Genomic DNA, 20,132 nt, shown 5'->3' on the forward strand with positions numbered 1-20,132 from the left:
TCCTTTTTTGAAGTCCATCGTTTTCTTCCAAAAGTACCTACCAGGAATCGAGAACTGGTGCTTTACAGCATTTCGCTTTTGACAGGAAGAATCTATAAGTGTAACAAAGTCACGAAATTTACTAGGGAACGCTTTATGATCCTAAAATTTTATCTAAAGACGTTTGTGCCATTTTCTGATCTGTTTGGATAGGGCACCATGGAAAATACCGAGCCAGATCTTGAATTGATATATCTTTTTCTGAAAGAGCCCTTTCCAGATGAATTGCTTGGCAAAATGAGATCCGTTCTCGCGATGTACGGTTATTCATTATTAGTAACCCGGAATTTAACAAGCTCTCAAATAAGTGATATGGCTGTACCTGCTGATCGATCACATGGGCTTGCGTTGATTGTTCAAGATATTCAACCCTGTTTTGGCGAAAAATACGGCGACCGCATAAATTTGAATATTTTTAAGGCCGTCAAGGGCATAGTCAGGAAATTCAAGGAGTATGATTTTTTTGTTGTCACTCCGAGGAGTTTATCGGAGCACAAATTATCATTGGATTGGTTGAAATTACCAGATCGTATTTCATTGCAAAAGTTAGCAAAGGAAAATATCGACAGTTTTACGCCACCATATCCCGTGATCTTATGTATAAGTAACGAAAATGGCCGAACCCGTATTGATAAGGTTGACTTTAAGGGAGAGCAGGCTGTTTGCAAAACCTTCTGCGCGACAAATCTGGAAGGACTTCAGAAAGAAATAGAAGCGCGCAGGTTGCTGTCGGATAAAATTCCGGAAATCGCGCCAATTTTGGAATATGGCGAAAATTACATGATGTTGCCGTATTACGAAGCCGCCTGGCGCTGGGATTCTGATAGCTTGGGGTTGATGCCGATTAAATATGCTGAAAAATGCTTGGATATTATACGGCGTATACATGCTGAAAACTGGGCTGTCGTTGATTGGCATCCTGGAAACTTCATTTTCTGTCATGGAAGTGATGTGGTGTTAATAGATTTGGAGGCGCTGTTACCTCAGCCGGAGAGGGTGCCATTTGAGCAAAGCGCCGATATCTTGGGTTATCCGAATTTCCCCTATCAAGGTAAGCCGACAACTTATGCCAATACCTGGCAGTCTGTTGTTGGCCTTCCACTTCCCGCCCTCCTAAATTCGTCGGCGACAAGGAAAAGATTTTTGCGCGGATTTTATTTTGTAACGAGATCTTTGCCCAAGTGGCTTACGAAAAGAACTGAACAGGCGCTACGGAAGCTATATAGGCATTATGTTGGCGTTTCACAAATAAAGTGCCAAGGCCGATTTTTGGTCTATCGATTTTAGGAAGCTTAGAATAAAGGTGAATGATGAAAAAATTTTTGAAGAAGGTGCCGATTTTAGGACCTATGGGATATGCATTATCTCGATGGCTCAAATTCACCGGCCGCAGAATTCGAGGTAAGGATACGCGAGGTCGGAACAAATACCTATTTCGCCGACTCCAGCTGACACATGAACCGCAAAATGGGATGGAGATGCCCGTTCAGCAGATCACCAACCTTTTAAACTATACTAAAGCAAGTCCCTTGGGGCAGGGGCCGGGCCCCAAGGATTTCCCTGCATCTCTTAGCATGAATATACGCGGTTACTATATAGAAGGATCGCGCAATCCCGAAGAGAGGTTGGACTTTTATCCACAAGACTGGACCGGAAAAACCGTCTTAGATCTTGGTTGCAATCATGGCGGCATGCTTTTATCGATAGCGGATAAAATAAAATATGGAATAGGGGTTGATTACGATCCGACAACAATTAACGTTGCCAATAAAGTTAAATCCTGTCTGGAAAATAATAATCTGGATTTTTACGTATTTAATTTAGAAAATGAAGATATTAACTTAATCAGGGACTTTATTCCCGATGAACAAATCGATGTTACCTTGTTATTAGCCGTTTGCGCATGGATAAAAAATGGCTCGGACGTCATAGATTTTGTTTCCAAGATATCGAAAACGTTATTGTTTGAAGCGAATGGTACTGAAGACGCTCAACAAGATCAAATTTCAAGTTTGCGCTCAGGATATAAAAATGTAGAGCTTTTGTATCAAGTCCTGGGCAGTAAAAATGGCCAGGAGTATGTTCAGCGTCGCCTGTTCTTCTGTTACTAACTTACTGGACTGGATATCGCTTTCACTCGGTAAAGACCGTTGCGCGGGTCACGACACGAGGCGGCTATCGTTCTGCCGCCTTATCAAGGAAACCCAAGCCCTGCATCGCGCGCCGAAATCACCTTTGGCTCCGCCGGCCATTTAATCCCTATCGCAGGGTCGTTCCAGCGAAACCCTCTGTCATGTCCGGGTACATAGGCGGGGCTCATCTGATAGAAGACTTCGGTTTCGTCTTCCAGGGTTAGAAAACCATGTGCGCACCCTGCTGGAATAAAGAGTGCACGGGCGTTTTCCCGGCTGAGCTCAAACCCTACCCATTTTTTGAAGGACGGTGAGTTTGGACGGATGTCCACTGCGACATCGAAAATTTTTCCGGCGCTGCATCTCACGAGTTTTGTTTCTTCGTAAGGCGCCGCAAGAAAATGCATTCCACGCAATGTATATGCTTTCTTATTATAGGAAATATTGCATTGAATGGGCAGGAATTTGATGCCTGCGTCGGCGAATTCTCTCTCGCAGAAACTGCGGGTGAAGTAGCCGCGCTCATCTTCAATAAACTCGGGCTCGACAAGATGTACACCGGAGATTTCTGTTTCCAAGAAAATCATGAAAGGACCTTAAGTTTCGGGATGGGAATAACGAAACGACCGCCCCAGTCGGCGACATCGGCCATTTCCGCGGCGATTTCGCTGGCGAGGTTCCAAGGCAGGATGAGAACATAATCCGGCTTTTCCGCGTGTATTTTATCAGGACAAAAAACCGGGATATGGCTGCCCGGGAGGAGCGTGTTCTGCTTCTCGGGGTTGCGGTCGACGACATAGTCAATCAGTTCCGTTCCGATTTTGCAGTAATTTAACAGCGTGTTGCCTTTTGCGGCGGCTCCATAGGCCGCAACCTTCTTGCCTCGCTTCTTGGCATTGTTCAGGAAATCAAGGAGGGCGGCGCGGACCCCCTCGACTCTTGGCGTGAAATCACTGTAGGCGTCAAGAGACGCGAGCCCCGCAACATGTTCCTTTTCCCGCACCGCCTCAAGCTCGCCGGTGGGTGGATAGAGCATGCATTCCTTGTGACAGGCATATATGCGGAGCGATCCGCCGTGAGTCGGTAATTCCTCAACATCGAACACCGCTAACCCATGCGCGCCCAGTATTTTTTCAACAGTCAGAAGCGAGAGATAGGAATAATGCTCATGATAGATGGTATCAAACTGGACCTTCTCGATCAGATTGAGAAGATGCGGAAATTCTATGGTGAAGACGCCAGATTCACCAAGCAGGATGGGAACGCCTGCAATAAAATCATTGATGTCGGGAACATGCGCCATCACGTTGTTTGCGGCCATCAGATCGGCCTGAAGTCCGTCTTTCGCAAGCCGGGTCGCCGTTTCAACACCGAAAAATGCGACCTCCGTTTTAACGCCAGCGGCTTCCGCGGCTTTGGCGACATTGGCCGCCGGCTCTATTCCGAGAACCGGAATACCTTTGGCCAGAAAATGCTTCAGCAGATAACCGTCGTTGCTGGCAATCTCGACAACGAGGGAATTGCCGTCAAGTCGGAGCTTCTGCGTCAATTTATCGGCGAAAGCCCTCGCATGTTCAACCCAACTGCTGGAGAAGGACGAAAAATAGGCGTAGTCGGAAAAAATATCCTCCGCCGGAACCACGTCCTCGACCTGCACCAGAAAGCAGTTCCCGCAAACCCGCGCATGCAGGCGATAGGACTTCTCCGCCGCGATATCGCGCTCTTGCCTAAGGTAACTGTTGGCAAGCGGCGTTGATCCCAGATCAACGAAAGTCTGGGTCAACGCGTGATGGCAAAAGCGGCAGTTCAAATCGGTATTCATCGGCTAGGTCTCATAATCTTCAATCTGCGTGAGGGTAAGGGCATGAATATCCTGATTATCGCTGAAGGCCTGATACCAGTCGACCGTCTTTGTTAATGTCTCATCGCCGTTCCATTTTGTCCGCCAGCCGAGCGTTCGCGCCGCAAGACTGGCATCCAGCGCCAGAAAGGATTTTTCCGGAGGTTGCTCATTATTGATTAGCCCCCAGTCGCCCTCAATACCAAAGGCTTTCTGCACCTGCTGGGCAATCCGGCCAACGGTGACGACCTCGCCGTCCGCGGGACCGAAATTGAGGGATTTCGGCAATTCGGCGCCTTTTTCTCCGGCGAGCGCCTGCAAATAGATAAGATAACCGGAGACGGATTCCAGCACATGCTGCCAAGGGCGAGTCGCGTGCGGATAGCGGAGCGTGACCGTTTTGCCCTCTCGCGCCGCGCGCCAGATATCGGGAATGAGCCGATCTTCAGAAAAATCACCGCCGCCGATTACATTGCCTGCGCGGGCCGTGGCGACCCGGACATTTCCGTCGGCGAAAAAGCTTTTCGCAAAAGATGCCGTTGCAATTTCACAGGCCGCCTTGGAAGAGGAATAGGGATCATCTCCACCAAGCGGGTCCGTCTCTTTGAAGGCCCGTCCGTCCTCATTGTTCAGGTAGACTTTGTCGCTTGTGACAATTAGCGCGGCGCGAAGGTCGGGGAGTTCAAAGAGGGCTTGCAACAGATTGATTGTGCCCATAACATTGGTCTCGAAGGTGGAGACTGGCTCCCGGTAGGACCGTCGGACAAGCGCTTGGGCCGCCATATGTAGGACAATCTCGGGATTGCTCTCCTGAACGACCTCTTTAAGCCGCTCCCGCTCACGGATATCGACGAAATGGGAATTGAGCGCAAGTTTTTCTGCAATGCTGCCGTAAAGTGAAAACTCACATTCCGGCGGCAGGGAAAGGCCCGTGACCTCTGCTTCCATCTTGCAAAGCCAAGCTGCCGCCCAGGACCCCTTGAAACCGGTATGGCCGGTCAGCAATACCCGGCGCCCTTTCCAGAAGCTGGGATCGACGTTTGCGGATTTCACCATTCGATCCTGACCTTAATCCCAAATCCGCCAAGGCGCTCTGCCGCTTATCCAGAGATTTTCAAGATATATCTTTTCACGAAGCGTATCCATCGGCTGCCAGAAACCCGTATGGTGAAATGCAGAAAGCTGCCCGTCCGCGGCCAAGCCCATGAGGGGCGCGCTTTCCCATGGCATATCGTCTCCGGCAATTCTGTTAATGACGGAAGGCTCCAAAACGAAGAAGCCCCCATTGATCAAGCCGTTATCGCCTGCCGGTTTTTCAATAAACTTCTTGACTTCTCCACCTTCAATTATGGTTGCGCCAAAACGCCCCTGCGGCGCGACGGCAGTTAAGGTGGCCTCTCGACTTTCCGATTTATGAAATTCAATAAGATCCGAGATATTGATGTCGGCAACACCGTCGCCATACGTCATGCAAAAAGGTTCGCCGGGATCAAGATAGGGGGCGACGCGCTTTAATCGTCCTCCGGTCATTGTCTTGTCACCGGTTTCCACAATCGTTACCCGCCATGGCTCGACGGTCGCGTGATGATAGGTGATCTGGTTGGTTTCAAGATCGAATGTCACGTCAGAGCGATGCAGCACATAATTGGCGAAATATTCCTTGATCACATAGCTGCGATAACCCACGCAGATAATGAAATCATGGATGCCGTGATGGGAATAAATCTTCATGATATGCCACAGGATCGGGTATTCACCAATTTCGATCATTGGCTTCGGCTTAAGGTGGGATTCTTCCGAAATGCGGGTGCCGAGTCCTCCGGCCAAGATTACTGCTTTCAACGATATCCCCTTGTATTTCCGCGATGACGTCATCTTAAGCAAGCGGCGCCCTGTTGGTAAGTCTTATTTCAATATCAGCTGCCGCTGTCAAGTTATGCCCTTTGTATGTTTTCGGATGATTTTACGGAAAACGGCCTTATGCTGTGCCTTCGTATAAAAATAATAAAGCAGTTGTGATGAAACAGGAAAAATACGGTCTTGCAGCGTTGGAAAGACAGATTCAACGTGAGTTGAAATATTTGAATTATCCGACGGAAAACTGGGTCAAACCAGTGGTAGGGTCAAAAGGAGAAGCCGTTCTGGATGTGGCCGTCATTGGTGGTGGCATGTGTGGTATGGCCGTTGCGTTCGGTCTCACACGCGAGGGGATTTCAAATTTCCGGATATTCGATGGCGGAAACGAGGGGTGCGAGGGGCCTTGGGTCACAACTGCACGGATGAGGACTTTGCGATCCCCCAAGCACTTGCCCGGTCCGCATATGGGGCTGCCCTCGCTTACGTTCCAGTCATGGTACCGCACTCAGGTGGATGACAAAGCGTGGGAAGAACTGGAACACATTCCCCGGGAAACATGGATGGAGTATCTGCGGTGGTATCGCCATGTGCTAAAAATTCCAATTGAGAATTATAGCACCCTCAAGAAGATAATTCCCGATGGCGATCTACTGCGGCTTCAGTTGTCACACCCGGAGGGGGAGTTTGACGTCCTTGCCCGGCGGTTGGTTTTGGCAACAGGGCGGGCGGCGTTCGGCGGCGTTCGGGTACCGGATATTTTTAAGGACGTTCCGAAAGAGTTATATGCCCATACCGAGGAGATGATCGATTTTACCGCCTTGAAAGGAAAGAATGTTCTCGTGATCGGAGGGGCCGCTTCGGCTGTTGATAATGCCGCGGTCGCCCTCGAAAACGGGGCGAGTGAAGTGCATCTTCTGATGCGCTCAGAGACAATTCCGAGGCTGAATAAATTCAAGAGCATTGCCTATGCCGGTTTCTTGCGGGGATATCACTATCTGAATGATGAGATGCGCTGGCGGTTCCTTCACCATGGGCTGGGATCGCAAGTTGCTGCCCCGCGCCGATCCATGCTGCGGCTAAAAGAGTATCCGAATTTTCACATCCATACCGGTGCTGGTGTTAAGAATGTCAGGATTGGTGATCGGGACGTCACGCTTGTCACAGATAAAGCGGAGTTTACCGGAGACTTCGTCATTCTCGGTACGGGGTACGCAATTGATATTAAACAGCAGGCAGAACTTGCGGATTTCGCTGACCAGATATTGCTTTGGCAGGATTGCTACACCCCGCCAAAGGATATCGCGAATGAAGAGTTGGGCCGCTTTCCCTATCTTGGGCCGGGCTTTGAATTTCTTGAAAAGGAAAAGGGCAGCGCGCCTTATCTTGGTCAGATTCATCTGTTCAATGCAGCGACGACACTTAGCCATGCAGCGGTGAGTAGTGATATTCCGGGCGTCAATGTCGGCGCGGACCGCCTCGTGAGCGCGCTCTCCATCCAGTTTTTTACGGAAGGCGCGGAGGCTCACCTGAAAGATTTCTACGCCTATAACGATCCGGAGTTGCTGGGAGATGAATGGCGGGAAGAGGATTCCGCCACTCGCCATGTTTAGCGCAGGAACCCTGAACCCGCTTCGTTCAGCGCTTATGATGCTTGGCGCCTGCGCGCTGATTGCGGCGACAACGATCCTTGCAAAGGCCTTGGGAACCGGATTTCTGGGCGAGCCCTTGCATCCGCTCCAGGTAAGCGCCGGTCGTTTCATCTTTGGCTTCTCCGGGCTCCTCTGCGCGTCGGCCTTCCTGCGCCCGAAAATTCACGCGCCGGCGATCAAACTCCACTTCGGCCGGTCTTTTTTCGGCTGGGCCGGGGTCAGCCTCATGTTTGCGGCTGTCGTAAGGATCCCGATATCCGATGCGACGGCCATCAGTTTCCTGAACCCTGTCTTCGGCATGCTTCTCGCCATCCCGCTTTTAGGGGAAAAGGTGGGACCTATCCGCTGGCTCGCCGTCTTCATCGCCTTCATAGGAGCCTTGATACTGCTTCGGCCGGGCACAGCGGCCTTCGACCCCGCCGCCTTTATCGCGCTGCTGGCCGCGTTCTGCATGGGTGTGGAGGTCATATTGATCAAAAAGCTGACGGGTCGCGAACCACCACTACAAATTCTGTTGATCAATAACGGCATCGGCGCTGTTATCGCCTGTGCGGCTGCAAGTTTTGTCTGGTCAGCGCCGTCGTTTCTGCAATGGGGAGCGCTGATTTCAATCGGTCTTGTCATGATATCGGCCCAGTCGCTGTTTATCCAGTCGATGCGAAGCGGCGATGCGAGCTTTGCCCTGCCGTTCTCCTATTCCACTTTGATCTTTGCGGCAATATACGATTTCTGGATATTCGGTGCGATTCCGGGTTGGGTCAGCGTTCTGGGCGCGATCGTTATCCTGTCCGGGGCACTATTGCTGGGATGGCGGGAAATTGTTCGTGCTCGGAAGAATGCTGTGAAGTAAGTATATATCGCCGAATAAATTTGATTGTCATCCCGCCGTATCCCGCATCCCCTCCCGGATAATCCTATGTGTCACCTCAAAGAATATTTGTGCCGATCGTAGACAGAGTTACTTGAGTTGCTTATCCCATACGGTGCAGGGCGCATATTTTATTGCCCGATGGATCACGTAGATAGGCGAGATAAAGATTACCGTTGGCGCCTTCCCGAACACCGGGAGGGTCCTCGCAGGTAACGCCGCCGTTTGCCAGGCCGGCGGCATGCCAGTTGTCTACCGCCTCGCTGTCAGATGCCGCAAAACCGATCGTACTGCCGTTACCGTTACAGGCGGGCTCCCCATCGATAGGTTTGCTGATCGCAAACACGCCTGTTTTTGTGCGGTAAAAATACCGGCCTTTACTGTCAATCACACCCGGTTTATGCCCGAGTTCTCCAAGGATTGCATCGTAAAAGGCCCTTGCTGTCTCAACGTCATTCGCTCCAACCATAATATGACTAAACATTCTAACTCCTGATAATTTGGGTACATGCAATCGGTTGTTCGTTGGTCATGTTATTCTGATTACTCGTGTAATTCAAACAACAACCCGTCGGCCCATATTAAGGTCCATGCTTGACCCAATTGGCCCGCATTAGAATAGTAAAATAGGATTTAGTAGGTATGACTCTCGCTTTCCTCGCCACTGCGGATGTAAAACACAGATCAAGGTTTGATCGCGACAGTGTCAATACTGGATGGGAGAATGTCGAATTACTAATACTCCTCAGAAAGTTAGATTCTGCGATAAACTCTACGTTGAAGATCCATATATTAGCAGAAAATTCAAACGCCCTCTAATTCTTTTATTAAATATCAAATAGATAGAGCAGCAGATTTTTATCTACTAAAAAATTAGTTGACAAAATACGCGAACTACCAAAACCTTAGTTGGCCGACAAACTCGGCGCATTGAAACCTTGGGAGGAAGAACGATGCGTAAATACCTTATCTCTGCTGTGGCAGCTTGTGCTGTCATGGCGGGAACAGCAGCGGCACATGCAGATGAAGCCGCCGCGAAAAAATGGATCGATAATGAGTTTCAACCATCTACACTCAGCAAAGAACAACAAATGGCTGAGATGCAGTGGTTTATTGATGCATCAAAACCTTTTTCCGGTATGGAAATTAACGTTTTGTCTGAGGGTATCCCAACACATGGATATGAATCAGAAGTTCTAACCAAAGCGTTTGAAGAAATAACCGGCATTAAAGTCAATCACCAAATTCTCGGTGAAGGTGAAGTTGTGCAGGCTGTGCAAACACAGATGCAGACAAAAAGGAATCTTTATGACGCGTATGTAAATGATTCCGACTTGATCGGTACGCATTCTCGTCTACAGCTTGCATATAACCTTACCGACTTCATGGCAGGTGATGGCAAAGATGTAACAAATCCAATGCTGGATCTTGAAGATTTCATGGGTACGCAGTTTACTACTGGTCCGGACGGTGATTTATACCAGCTCCCTGACCAACAGTTTGCCAACCTATACTGGTTCCGCAAAGACTGGTTTGATCGTGAAGACTTAAAGACCGCATTCAAAGCAAAATATGGTTATGACCTTGGCGTGCCGGTAAACTGGTCAGCCTACGAGGACATTGCAGAGTTTTTCTCAAAAGACGTCAAAGAAATCGATGGGACGACGATTTACGGTCACATGGATTACGGTAAACGCGCTCCCGATCTCGGATGGCGTATGACGGATGCATGGCTGTCAATGGCGGGAGCGGGTTCGAAAGGTGAGCCAAATGGCGTACCTATTGATGAATGGGGCATCCGTATGGAAGCTGGTACATGCAATCCTACCGGCGCATCTGTCTCACGTGGTGGCGCCGCAAATGGTCCCGCTGCAGTCTACGCTATTCGCAAATGGGATGAATGGCTGCGGTCTTATGCGCCTCCAGGTGCAGCATCATATGATTTTTACCAGTCATTACCTGCACTTGCGCAAGGAAATGTCGCTCAGCAAATTTTCTGGTATACGGCCTTTACGGCTGACATGGTAAAACCTCAATCCGAAGGAAATAATACTGTTGATGCCGATGGAAAGCCTCTATGGCGCATGGCTCCTTCACCACATGGCCCCTATTGGGAAGAAGGGCAAAAAGTCGGGTATCAAGACGTGGGTTCATGGACAATCCTGAAGTCAACGCCTCTTGACCGCGCAAAAGCGGCGTGGCTTTACGCACAATTCGTTGTGTCTAAAACTGTTGACGTGAAAAAATCTCATGTTGGCTTAACATTCATTCGTGATAGTTCCGTCAACCATGATTCATTCACTGAACGCTCAGAAAAACTTGGCGGCCTGGTAGAATTCTATCGCTCGCCTGATCGGGTTGCATGGTCACCAACAGGTATCAATGTTCCTGATTACCCAAAACTTGCTCAAATTTGGTGGCAACAAATTGGTGATGTGAACTCCGGTGCTTTTACACCACAAGAAGCGATGGATCGTTTAGCCGAAGAAATGGATATTACAATGGCTCGTATGCAGCGCGCTGACGAAAGCGCAAATGTATATGGCGGTTGTGGGCCTCGCTTGAACGAACCGAAAGATCCATCCGAATGGTTGGGTAAAGGTGGCGCAAAAGCGAAACTTGACAATGAAAAACCTGCTGGTGAAACAGTGAATTACGACGCACTTGTTAAACGCTGGCAGAAATAGATTAGCCCAACACCAAGCAGAGCAAAATGACTCTATCTAAGCTGAGGTCCCTCGGGACCTCAGCACTTCAATTGCGAATAATCTATTAGTTTATTAATATGCTTGATATGTAGGGGCTAATTGTCACATGGCACTTGAGTTAAGAAAAGTTACCAAGAAAGTTGGTATCCATACCTATATCAAGCCTACAAGCCTAGTGCTTGAGCCCGGTCAATTTAATGTTTTACTTGGGAAGACCGGTTCTGGAAAAACCTCTCTTATAAAATTGATGGCCGGACTTGACCCATTGGCCTCCGGCCAGATTATTATGAATGGCAAGGATATATCTTCGGTAAGTACCCAAAAACGAAATATCAGCCTTGTGCACCAGTTTTTTGTTAATTATCCGCATATGACAGTGTTCGACAACATTGCGTCACCATTGCGTGTGGCCGGCATGGCACGGTCTGAAATAGAAGGCAGGGTAGAAGAAGCAGCGGATATTCTGCAGCTTCGTCCATTCCTTAACCGGCGCCCGCACCAGCTTTCAGGCGGGCAACAACAACGTTGCGCACTTGCCCGCGCGATCGCCAAGAATAGCGATGCGGTTTTTCTAGATGAACCTCTGGCAAATCTTGATTATAAATTGCGTGAAGAACTTCGTGAACAATTACCAGAACTTTTTGCCGGCCGCGGTGCCGTTGTTGTCTACGCGACATCTGAACCTGAGGAAGCCCTTTTACTTGGCGGCAAAACCGGCCTTATTGACGATGGCCGCGTGACACAGTTTGGTCCGACCTCTGAAATCTATCGAACGCCATCAAATCTGGCGTCCGCACGCGTCTTTTCAAATCCTCCTATTAACTGCGCCCAGATTAAAAAGAAGGGGGACCTCATTAATATGGGGGAAGTGGCAAAATGGCCCGTGAATGAGCAGACGAAAGATTTGGCAGACGGGGATTATCTAATAGCGATCAGGCCATATTATGTGCGGCCTGAAATGTCAGATCAGAGGAATGTTGTTCTGAAGGGGTTGGTAAAAGTCACTGAATTAAGCGGTTCCGAAAGTAGTGCCCATTTCGAAATGGAGGATGAGACATGGGTATCTCTCGCACATGGAGTCCATAATTTTGAAATCGGCACTGAGCACAAATTCTATATGGATATTTCGAAATGTTTTTATTTTGATTTAGACGGTCAGATAGCGGGAGGATAATATGGCAAAAATCTCACTCTCGCATCTTAAGCATAGCTATGAACCCAATCCTAAAGGCCCGCAAGACTATGCGTTGCAGGAAATTAATCTGGATTGGCAAGATGGCGGGGCCTATGCCTTGTTGGGGCCATCGGGTTGCGGCAAATCGACCCTTCTCAATATTATTTCAGGCCTGTTGATCCCCTCTGAAGGAAAGATACTGTTTGACGACAGGGATGTGACGGCGCTGTCGCCTGATCAACGTAATATAGCGCAAGTATTCCAATTTCCCGTCATCTACGACACGATGACAGTATATGACAATCTGGCGTTTCCTCTTAGAAATCGCGGTGTTGATGAAACAACAGTAAAAAGGCGTGTTTCGGATATTGCGGCAATGCTTGAGGTCGAGGACATTCTTACGCGCCGCGCTTCGGGCCTGTCTCCCGACAATAAACAGAAAATTTCAATGGGACGCGGTTTAGTACGAGACGATGTAAATGTTGTGATGTTCGATGAACCGTTGACGGTAATTGATCCACACCTCAAATGGAAACTGCGATCCAAGCTTAAAGAACTGCACCACCGTGTGAATGCAACAATGATCTATGTCACCCACGACCAGACCGAGGCCCTGACGTTTGCTGATCGTGTGGTTGTTATGGATGAAGGTCAAGTTGTTCAAATCGGCACGCCTGTTGAGTTGTTTGAACGCCCAGAACATACGTTCGTTGGTCATTTTATCGGCTCCCCCGGAATGAATATTATTCCGTGTTTGGTTGAAGACGGTGCTGCAAAGTTTTTGGATCAATTCATTGATCTGGAGGGTCCAATTAAGACTGGCGGTTCTGCGAATTGCGAAATCGGAATTAGACCGGAATTTGTATCCTTTGGAGAATCTACTTTGCGGGGAACGGTCATGAAAGTTTCCGATATTGGCCGTCATAAAGTAGTCGAGGTAATGTTAGGCGAGTATAAGATTGCCAGCATCGTTGAAGATATTGCTCCACAGAGGGGAGAGAATATAGGTGTCGTTTTTCAGAAAAATCAGACACGCATCTACCGCGATGGCTGGCTAGCAACAGAAAAGGCAAGCTAAGATCATGAGAGCGTATAATCAAAAAGCTTGGTTCTTCGTTTTACCAGTCCTCCTCCTGGTTGCCTTCAATGCATTGATCCCGATTATGACAGTGGTAAATTACTCTGTTCAGGAAACATTTGGAGACAATGTGTTTTTCTGGCAAGGGTTAGATTGGTTCGAACAACTACTGCGTTCTGACAGGTTTCATGCGGCCCTCGGGCGCCAGTTCCTGTTTACAGGATTGATATTGTTGATCGAAGTCCCCTTGGGGGTAGCCGTTGCCCTTTCTATGCCGCGAAAGGGTATTTGGGTTCCAGTATGTCTTGTTACCATGGCGCTGCCAATGTTAATTCCATGGAATGTTGTTGGTGCGATGTGGAACATATTCACTTTGCCTGACATTGGGCTTCTTGGATATTTCTTCAACAATATACTGGGTATTTCCTACAACATGACCCAGGATCCGCTTGCAGCCTGGATCACGATTGTAACAATGGATGTCTGGCATTGGACGTCATTGGTGGTATTGCTAAGCTATGCTGGGTTGGTTTCAATCCCTGACGATTATTATCGAGCTGCGCGAATTGATGGGGCCTCCAATTTTTCAGTATTCAGATATATTCAGTTACCGAAAATGAAGACGGTTTTGACGATTGCCATATTGCTTCGCTTTATGGACAGCTTCAATATCTATACGGAGCCGTTCGTCTTAACGGGCGGGGGGCCTGGTAATTCAACAACATTACTATCGATCGATCTGGTGAAAATAGCACTTGGCCAATTTGATTTGGGCCCGGCGGCGGCAATGTCCCTCATCTATTTTGCAATAACCTTGTTAGTGAGTTGGGTATTCTATTCTGTAATGAATAATCAACCGAAAGAGGGATAGAAAAATGCGGAAGCGAAATATTGTTCCAATTCTTTATATCCTGTTTCTCTTGCTGCCAATTTATTGGCTTTTGGCGATGAGTTTCAAAACAACCAACGAAATTCTCGCAGGTTTTTCTCTCTTTCCACAAACCTGGACCTTTGAAAACTATAAGACGATTTTCACTGATCCAACCTGGTATTGGGGATACATAAATTCGATTATCTATGTATCAATGAACACTGTGATTTCGGTATGCGTCGCGCTTCCAGCAGCCTATGCATTTTCACGCTACAGGTTCTTGGGCGACAGAACATTATTCTTTTGGCTTTTGACGAACAGAATGGCGCCAGCCGCAGTATTTGCTTTGCCATTTTTCCAGCTTTATTCATCCATCAGTCTGTTTGATACTCACCTAGCCGTCGCTTTGGCGCATTGTTTGTTTAACATTCCGTTGGCCGTCTGGATTTTGGAAGGCTTTATGAGCAGTATTCCCAAAGAGTTGGACGAGACAGCCTATGTTGATGGCTATTCGTTCATGCGCTTTTTCACGACAATTTTTATTCCAACAATTAAATCTGGTGTTGGCGTTGCCGCATTTTTTTGTTTCATGTTTTCGTGGGTAGAATTGCTTTTGGCAAAAACGCTAACTGCTGTGGCCGCAAAACCAATTGCGGCTACCATGACCAAAACCGCGTCTTCTGCAGGATATGAACTCGGGCTACTTGCAGCCGCCGGGACGCTGACAATTATTCCCGGCGCGATCGTCATCTATTTCGTTCGCAACTATATTGCCAAAGGGTTCGCAATGGGGAGGGTCTAATGTGCAGAGTAACTGATTTTGTAACTAAGGCAATGGGGTGCCCGGCATGTTAAGTTGGATGGCTTGGACCTGGCCCACGGCTGTCGGTTTTATCGCTCTGTTTTCTGCAATGGGTATATTGACAGTGTTGGAAATCAGAGCCCCGGGGCGAAGTGAGAGATGGGGGGTGCTTGGGCTTAAAACCACCCGTGGGGATCGTTTGTTTTTGACACTCTTGGGGTCGGCATATATTTTTCTTGCCTGGCTTGGCCTTGTCGGGCAGCCGCTCTGGTGGCCACTTGGCATCGCTATTCTTTGGGGTGTTTTTTGCTTTCGTAAAGTGTAAGCGGTTGGTGGAAGTTGCTCGCCAACTAAAATATTAGTATAGTGAACAAAAGCACCCTGAAAGTTCGGATAAACCGCTCAAGTCGCGATTTTCTCGTTTTAATTTGTGGATATATTTTAGATGCGGCAAAAGAAAGCTAACACCCTCCTGACTGAAGTAGAGTTAGAGTTTATGAACGCGGTCTGGGCAATAGGGAAAGGCACTGTCCGGGAAGTGATGAATAATCTTTCGCCGCCCCGTGAGCTTGCCTACACTTCCGCATCGACAATTATCCGTATTCTGGAACAGAAAAAGTTTCTTACCAGTATTAAAACAGAAAAGTCGTTTGTTTATTACCCAACTATCGAAAAGGCTGACTATCAATCTAAAACCTTGCAGCATTTATCAGCAAAATTATTCAATAACACGCCTTCTTCACTTGTGGCGCGATTGGTTGATGATGAAAACTTATCTGATGATGCCTTGCAGGAGATAAGGGATTTACTTGACAAAAGGCTGAGGACAAATGACACCTGAAACCGTTCTAAATGTATTTATTGATGCCAATATACTTCTATTGGTTGCATGTTTAGTATGGACTGCTGTTTTGGCAATATTTCCGTTTATCGGATTGAGAGGTACTTTTAGAACCCAGCTTTTTCTTCTTAACGGTAGCATAGGCACCATTATTTTATGTCCGATTTTTGTCTATTTGTTTAGTGGTTGGACATCACAGCATTCACTCAATATATCCGATCTTGTTGTCTCGAATTATCTTAATGGAAATTTTCACATGGATGCCGTGCGGTTAGAATTAGCGCTCGGATTTCGTGAAGAAATAGTGAGAGAGATTACAAGCTTAAAATCTCTAACCGCCCAGATTCTGGTCGGGACATTTGCCGCCATTTCCGCCGCATTGTTTTTCCGACTGCTGTGTCAGGGCCGCAGGCTTTTGGCTCAGCTTAACGATAGTTATCTATTAAAACGCATAGGCAATGTATATATTTTAGTGAGTGATGAAGTCTCTGTTCCTTACTCTACCCGTGGCTTGACGCGCCGCTATATTGTAATCCCGGAAGAAACTTTGACGCGCCAACTTGACCTGAAAATTGCTATCACGCATGAATTGCAACACTTTAGGCAAAAGGACATTGAATGGGAGTTTTTCCTGGAAGCATTGAAACCATTATTCTTCTGGAATCCTGTTTATTATATATGGTGTGCCCAAGTACGGCGATTGCGAGAATATGCTTGTGACCAGACTATAGTCAATCGCTCCTCTTACGGCATAAGAGCCTATTGCGAATGTCTTTTGAGAGCAAGCCGCTCCCAAGCCAAATCAAATCTTAGCCGTCGTACCCGGTTGCCATCCGTTGCACTTGTCGACATGTGCGATTCTGAGAAATCGAAAAGAAGCCTCTTGCGCAAACGCATTTTAATGATGACGAACGAGCATGGAAATAAAGGCTCAAAATTAGTATCCGCCCTTGCCTCTATATCAGTTTTTGGAATTGTATTCACGACATCCGTTCTAATGCAAAATCCAAAGGACTGGTCACATGATCGATTAATGCTGTCGACCATAATTAATTTGGAGCGTATGAATACAATTAATAGGGTTTCTCGGTAAATCGGCTCAACGACGCAAATGGGATGCGGTTAAGTCGAGCTTGTTTAGTATATAAGTCCCATAGTTTTGGTCATCGGGAATGCAGAATTAATGCCGGGCGCTAGGTTTTGCAGTGAGATGGAACCGCGATCACCAACCGTGTATATCATAGATGTATAAGGTGTATTCAATACTAGAATACGCGACCTTAGCAGCTTTTAGCAAGTTATCCATAAACAGATAGGCCCTCGAAAACGATGTGTTTTCAAGGGCTTATGTGGTGCCGCCACCAGGAGTCGAACCCGGGACCTGATGATTACAAATAGCATGATTATGATCAAAGAGGATAGGCGATGAGCCTCAAGGATAGAGAAAATATGGGATTTTATAGAATCGAGTATCCTCGGTAATTACGGTCTGCCGCCAATTTTCATGGGCAATTGTGCCTGAAACTCTATTAAATATTGGTACATAATATTAGGGCTTTACGTTTGTGGAAAAGGATCCGGCGTTGAATTAGTCTTCTTCGGTGAAAAAATCTTCTATCGGCATCATCGTTGCCCACCCGGTCATGACTGCGCGGCATGCTCGTCAGGCGGTTGAAGAAGAAATCGCGCGGCGACAAAGAAAGTGCGCGGCTCCGGTCAGGTTCGAAGAATTTGTGGATGAATGGCGTGAAGAAGATACATAGTGTGAAGAAAAATTCCTTGCAGAATGTGTTTCGCTTAGTAGACGCCTGAAAAGACAACACTGTTCTGTAGCTGCTCAACTATCATAATGCCGCAATCAGAAATTAAATTGATCAAATTCAATACTCGCATTAATGGGCGCGACGTCTGATAGGCAATAAATTTGCTCAATAAACCATGCCCATTTTTGGTGCATTGCGCTTCATTTCTGTCCAAATTTCCTACATTATTTAAGAGTTTATAGGCTATTTCAATAAAAAAGTAGTTACTATAGTAGTAGTTACGACTTTGGCATGTCTCTTGCTTTCATATTCAAATGGCCAGCCCTGACAAGGCTGTCTTTGGAACCCTTTGAACAGGAAGGATGGTGTTGATATGGAACAGGGCTTTTTGAGAAGACTTCGATTAACGGTGATGGCAGTTGCTATGTTTACCCTGGGATCGGCAGGGCTTGCGATGGCGGCCGATGGCGTGGTTAAAATCGGGGCGCCGCTAGCACTTTCAGGTGGACTTGCAGCGGAAGGGGCGAAGCAGAAGTTGGCATATGACCTGTGGCTGGAACGAGTCAACGCGGCAGGGGGTATCAATGTTGGCGGAGTGATGATGCCGGTAGAACTGATCACCTATGATTATCAGACGGATGGCAAGCGGGCGAGCCAGCTGGCCGAAAAGTTGATTATTGACGACAAGGTCGATTTCCTCACCGCGCCTTTTGGATCCGGGCATTCCAAGATTACAGCGGGTGTAGCAGAGCGCTATGGTGTGCCGATTATCGCAGTTGCGTCTTCCGAGCCGGTTCATAACCAAGGGTTCAAGAACCTGTTCGGCACGTTGGCGCCGTCCGGCGGTCTTATTGACGGCATGCTAAAATTGTTCCTTGAGAAAAAACCAGATACAAAAAAAATTGCCATTTACGGTCGTGATGACGTCTTCCCGAAAATCATGGCGACCTTGATGTCAAAGGGTGCGAAGGAAAGCGGACTTGAAGTCGTGTATGAGGAGCTGTACCCGGTTGGAACGCTTGATCATGCAACGGCGACGGTCGGAATGCGATCTGCCGCTCCGGACTGGATATATGTAACCGGCTACACGGAGGATCTGGTTCTCGTCCGCAAGCAGATGGCGGAGCAGGGCCTAGAGGCTCCCATCGTGACAATGATCACCGGTCCGGCCTATCGCGAGTTTGTGGAAAATCTTGGGCCACTCGCCGAAAACGTGACCAGTGCGACTTGGTGGCACTATTCCGCAGGGTACTCCGGAGATGATGTATTTGGTACCTCACAAGCATTTCATGAAGCGGTTCAAAAGGCCTCTGGTGAGGATCCGGACTATGTCCATGCATCTTCTGCGGCAGCTATGATTGCACTGCAAAAAGCGATTGAAACTGCAGGAACGCTGGATCGTGATGCCGTGCGTACGGCACTTCAGAATCTCGATATCAAGACATTCTATGGGCCTATCAAGTTCCGCGAAGATGGCCTGAATGATAATCGTAACTTGCCAATCATACAAATCCAGGGCGGCAAGCCGGTGATTCTGTCTCCAGCGGAACTGGCAACAACGGAAATGCTTTTGAACTAGCAATGCGCACTCGAGGAGTATGAAGATGAGCGGATATTTGACGCCAGATGAAGTTACGGCTTTTCAGCGTGACGGATATTTCATGAAGCGGCGGGCCATTTCAACCGCCCATGCCTCTGATTGTCGGCGCCGACTGGAAGCCATGGAGGATAGCCTTCAGGAGGACTGCAACAAGCGTATGAAAATCAAAGCGCATGTTGTATCCCCCTGGATGGTCGATCTCGCCCGGAACCCGGTTATTCTGGACGCTGTGGAATCTCTTCTTGGGCCGAATATTATGCTTTTTGGTTCTTCCATGTTTGCCAAGGCTGCCCAAAGTGACAGGTTCGTGTCTTGGCATCAGGATTCGGCTTACTATGGTCTGAAGCCCAATGATTCTGTGACGGTCTGGCTTGCCTTTACGCCCAGTAATAAAAGCAATGGCGGTTTGCGCGTGCTTCCGGGATCGCACCTCGGCGATGACCTTGAACACGACGAGACGTACGATCCTAAGAACCTGCTTGCCAAAGGCCAGACAATCCGTGGCGTGGATGATAGTCAGGCTGAATATCTTGAGCTGGAACCCGGTGAGTTTTCCATGCATCACGTCCGGACGGCTCATGGCAGTTTGGGTAATTTCTCTGATGACCGCCGTATCGGGCTGGCATTCTTCTACATCGGTGCGCATGTCGATTCTACATTGGGCCGGCGTACAGCGTTGCGCGTCCGTGGAGAGGATAAATTCAATTACTGGGATGATGATCCATTGCCGAGGTACGATCTTGATCCGATCACACTCGATTTCCTTACAAATATGTGGTCGCGGTATCAGAGCAAAGAAGTTCAACAAGCGGCGAAAAGTGGCAAACTTTGAGTATCTTTAGTAGAAAAATCAGAATGTGTTTTGCTGTGACCGAGCTTGAAAGACTGCGTGAGCCTTCTTCCGGCGCTT

Annotated in this window: 18 protein-coding genes; 13 read left to right on the top strand and 5 right to left on the bottom strand. The window is 48.0% G+C overall.

The annotated features are described in order from the left end of the window. Positions 1 to 198: 198 nt before the first annotated feature. Both AACZ19_RS05295 and AACZ19_RS05300 read left to right on the top strand, forming a co-directional pair. Entirely contained in the window at positions 199 to 1,326 is a 1,128-nt protein-coding gene (locus AACZ19_RS05295; RefSeq protein WP_339631847.1) for a hypothetical protein, read from the top strand. A gap of 20 nt (positions 1,327 to 1,346) precedes the next feature. Further along, on the top strand, positions 1,347 to 2,150 hold the full coding sequence (locus AACZ19_RS05300) for a class I SAM-dependent methyltransferase (protein ID WP_339631849.1): 804 nt from the start codon (positions 1,347 to 1,349) through the stop codon (positions 2,148 to 2,150). Between the two features lie 83 nt (positions 2,151 to 2,233). Here the strand turns inward: AACZ19_RS05300 and rfbC are convergent, their stop codons facing one another. The 4 genes from rfbC to rfbF are packed head-to-tail and all read right to left on the bottom strand — an operon-like array spanning position 2,234 to position 5,853. After that, positions 2,234 to 2,758 carry a dTDP-4-dehydrorhamnose 3,5-epimerase gene (gene rfbC / locus AACZ19_RS05305; RefSeq protein WP_339631851.1) on the bottom strand — a complete coding sequence of 175 codons (525 nt, stop codon included), beginning with the start codon at positions 2,756 to 2,758 and terminating at the stop codon, positions 2,234 to 2,236. Beyond that, positions 2,755 to 3,993: a class I SAM-dependent methyltransferase gene (locus AACZ19_RS05310; RefSeq protein WP_339631854.1), complete on the bottom strand. Its 1,239-nt coding sequence runs from the start codon at positions 3,991 to 3,993 to the stop codon at positions 2,755 to 2,757. Before AACZ19_RS05310 ends, rfbC begins: the two co-directional genes overlap by 4 nt. Positions 3,994 to 3,996: 3 nt before the next feature. Continuing rightward, positions 3,997 to 5,067: a CDP-glucose 4,6-dehydratase gene (rfbG, locus tag AACZ19_RS05315; RefSeq protein ID WP_339631856.1), complete on the bottom strand. Its 1,071-nt coding sequence runs from the start codon at positions 5,065 to 5,067 to the stop codon at positions 3,997 to 3,999. Positions 5,068 to 5,079: 12 nt separating this feature from the next. Continuing rightward, the gene (gene rfbF, locus AACZ19_RS05320; protein ID WP_339631858.1) at positions 5,080 to 5,853 is read right to left on the bottom strand and encodes a glucose-1-phosphate cytidylyltransferase; all 774 of its coding nucleotides are present in this window, start codon (positions 5,851 to 5,853) and stop codon (positions 5,080 to 5,082) included. Between the two features lie 176 nt (positions 5,854 to 6,029). Here rfbF and AACZ19_RS05325 point away from each other — a divergent pair, with 176 nt between their 5' ends. Continuing rightward, positions 6,030 to 7,478 (top strand): NAD(P)/FAD-dependent oxidoreductase, encoded by a 1,449-nt coding sequence (locus tag AACZ19_RS05325; RefSeq protein ID WP_339631860.1) that lies wholly within the window; start codon positions 6,030 to 6,032, stop codon positions 7,476 to 7,478. Further along, the gene (locus tag AACZ19_RS05330; protein WP_339631862.1) at positions 7,471 to 8,367 is read left to right on the top strand and encodes a DMT family transporter; all 897 of its coding nucleotides are present in this window, start codon (positions 7,471 to 7,473) and stop codon (positions 8,365 to 8,367) included. Before AACZ19_RS05325 ends, AACZ19_RS05330 begins: the two co-directional genes overlap by 8 nt. A gap of 121 nt (positions 8,368 to 8,488) precedes the next feature. Here AACZ19_RS05330 and AACZ19_RS05335 read toward each other — a convergent pair whose 3' ends face one another. Further along, positions 8,489 to 8,869, bottom strand: coding sequence for a VOC family protein (locus AACZ19_RS05335; protein ID WP_339631864.1), 381 nt, complete (start codon positions 8,867 to 8,869; stop codon positions 8,489 to 8,491). A 469-nt stretch (positions 8,870 to 9,338) separates the two neighbouring features. Here AACZ19_RS05335 and AACZ19_RS05340 point away from each other — a divergent pair, with 469 nt between their 5' ends. From AACZ19_RS05340 to AACZ19_RS05380, 9 genes are all read left to right on the top strand, one after another. Continuing rightward, positions 9,339 to 11,072: an ABC transporter substrate-binding protein gene (locus tag AACZ19_RS05340; RefSeq protein ID WP_339631866.1), complete on the top strand. Its 1,734-nt coding sequence runs from the start codon at positions 9,339 to 9,341 to the stop codon at positions 11,070 to 11,072. 127 nt (positions 11,073 to 11,199) lie between these two features. Beyond that, positions 11,200 to 12,267 (top strand): ABC transporter ATP-binding protein, encoded by a 1,068-nt coding sequence (locus AACZ19_RS05345; protein ID WP_339631868.1) that lies wholly within the window; start codon positions 11,200 to 11,202, stop codon positions 12,265 to 12,267. Between the two features lies 1 nt (position 12,268). Continuing rightward, positions 12,269 to 13,345 carry an ABC transporter ATP-binding protein gene (locus AACZ19_RS05350; protein ID WP_339631870.1) on the top strand — a complete coding sequence of 359 codons (1,077 nt, stop codon included), beginning with the start codon at positions 12,269 to 12,271 and terminating at the stop codon, positions 13,343 to 13,345. 4 nt (positions 13,346 to 13,349) lie between these two features. Next, the gene (locus tag AACZ19_RS05355; protein WP_339631873.1) at positions 13,350 to 14,216 is read left to right on the top strand and encodes a sugar ABC transporter permease; all 867 of its coding nucleotides are present in this window, start codon (positions 13,350 to 13,352) and stop codon (positions 14,214 to 14,216) included. 4 nt (positions 14,217 to 14,220) lie between these two features. Further along, complete coding sequence (locus AACZ19_RS05360) at positions 14,221 to 15,018, top strand: carbohydrate ABC transporter permease (RefSeq protein ID WP_339631875.1); 798 nt, start codon at positions 14,221 to 14,223, stop codon at positions 15,016 to 15,018. A gap of 445 nt (positions 15,019 to 15,463) precedes the next feature. Continuing rightward, positions 15,464 to 15,859, top strand: a complete 396-nt coding sequence (locus AACZ19_RS05365) for a BlaI/MecI/CopY family transcriptional regulator (protein WP_339631877.1) — start codon at positions 15,464 to 15,466, stop codon at positions 15,857 to 15,859. Further along, a complete protein-coding gene (locus AACZ19_RS05370) occupies positions 15,849 to 16,952 on the top strand; it encodes a M56 family metallopeptidase (protein WP_339631879.1) in 1,104 nt (367 codons plus the stop codon). The genes AACZ19_RS05365 and AACZ19_RS05370 overlap by 11 nt, the downstream gene beginning before the upstream one ends. 1,043 nt (positions 16,953 to 17,995) lie before the next feature. Beyond that, the gene (locus tag AACZ19_RS05375; protein WP_339631881.1) at positions 17,996 to 19,201 is read left to right on the top strand and encodes an amino acid ABC transporter substrate-binding protein; all 1,206 of its coding nucleotides are present in this window, start codon (positions 17,996 to 17,998) and stop codon (positions 19,199 to 19,201) included. A gap of 25 nt (positions 19,202 to 19,226) precedes the next feature. Then, on the top strand, positions 19,227 to 20,054 hold the full coding sequence (locus AACZ19_RS05380; RefSeq protein WP_339631883.1) for a phytanoyl-CoA dioxygenase family protein: 828 nt from the start codon (positions 19,227 to 19,229) through the stop codon (positions 20,052 to 20,054). Positions 20,055 to 20,132 lie beyond the last annotated feature (78 nt).

It is taken from the genome of uncultured Sneathiella sp. (genome assembly GCF_963973085.1).
Classification (GTDB): domain Bacteria; phylum Pseudomonadota; class Alphaproteobacteria; order Sneathiellales; family Sneathiellaceae; genus Sneathiella.

What these genes read in the sequence shown, in the direction of transcription:
- AACZ19_RS05360 (WP_339631875.1), top strand. Translation starts at nt 14,221, where the DNA reads ATGCGGAAGCGAAATATTGTTCCAATTCTTTATATCCTGTTTCTCTTG.
- AACZ19_RS05295 (WP_339631847.1), top strand. Translation starts at nt 199, where the DNA reads ATGGAAAATACCGAGCCAGATCTTGAATTGATATATCTTTTTCTGAAA.
- AACZ19_RS05340 (WP_339631866.1), top strand. Translation starts at nt 9,339, where the DNA reads ATGCGTAAATACCTTATCTCTGCTGTGGCAGCTTGTGCTGTCATGGCG.
- AACZ19_RS05335 (WP_339631864.1), bottom strand. Translation starts at nt 8,869, where the DNA reads ATGTTTAGTCATATTATGGTTGGAGCGAATGACGTTGAGACAGCAAGG.
- AACZ19_RS05375 (WP_339631881.1), top strand. Translation starts at nt 17,996, where the DNA reads ATGGAACAGGGCTTTTTGAGAAGACTTCGATTAACGGTGATGGCAGTT.
- rfbC (WP_339631851.1), bottom strand. Translation starts at nt 2,758, where the DNA reads ATGATTTTCTTGGAAACAGAAATCTCCGGTGTACATCTTGTCGAGCCC.
- rfbG (WP_339631856.1), bottom strand. Translation starts at nt 5,067, where the DNA reads ATGGTGAAATCCGCAAACGTCGATCCCAGCTTCTGGAAAGGGCGCCGG.
- AACZ19_RS05310 (WP_339631854.1), bottom strand. Translation starts at nt 3,993, where the DNA reads ATGAATACCGATTTGAACTGCCGCTTTTGCCATCACGCGTTGACCCAG.
- AACZ19_RS05380 (WP_339631883.1), top strand. Translation starts at nt 19,227, where the DNA reads ATGAGCGGATATTTGACGCCAGATGAAGTTACGGCTTTTCAGCGTGAC.
- AACZ19_RS05350 (WP_339631870.1), top strand. Translation starts at nt 12,269, where the DNA reads ATGGCAAAAATCTCACTCTCGCATCTTAAGCATAGCTATGAACCCAAT.
- AACZ19_RS05325 (WP_339631860.1), top strand. Translation starts at nt 6,030, where the DNA reads ATGAAACAGGAAAAATACGGTCTTGCAGCGTTGGAAAGACAGATTCAA.
- AACZ19_RS05330 (WP_339631862.1), top strand. Translation starts at nt 7,471, where the DNA reads ATGTTTAGCGCAGGAACCCTGAACCCGCTTCGTTCAGCGCTTATGATG.
- AACZ19_RS05345 (WP_339631868.1), top strand. Translation starts at nt 11,200, where the DNA reads ATGGCACTTGAGTTAAGAAAAGTTACCAAGAAAGTTGGTATCCATACC.
- AACZ19_RS05355 (WP_339631873.1), top strand. Translation starts at nt 13,350, where the DNA reads ATGAGAGCGTATAATCAAAAAGCTTGGTTCTTCGTTTTACCAGTCCTC.
- AACZ19_RS05365 (WP_339631877.1), top strand. Translation starts at nt 15,464, where the DNA reads ATGCGGCAAAAGAAAGCTAACACCCTCCTGACTGAAGTAGAGTTAGAG.
- AACZ19_RS05370 (WP_339631879.1), top strand. Translation starts at nt 15,849, where the DNA reads ATGACACCTGAAACCGTTCTAAATGTATTTATTGATGCCAATATACTT.
- AACZ19_RS05300 (WP_339631849.1), top strand. Translation starts at nt 1,347, where the DNA reads ATGATGAAAAAATTTTTGAAGAAGGTGCCGATTTTAGGACCTATGGGA.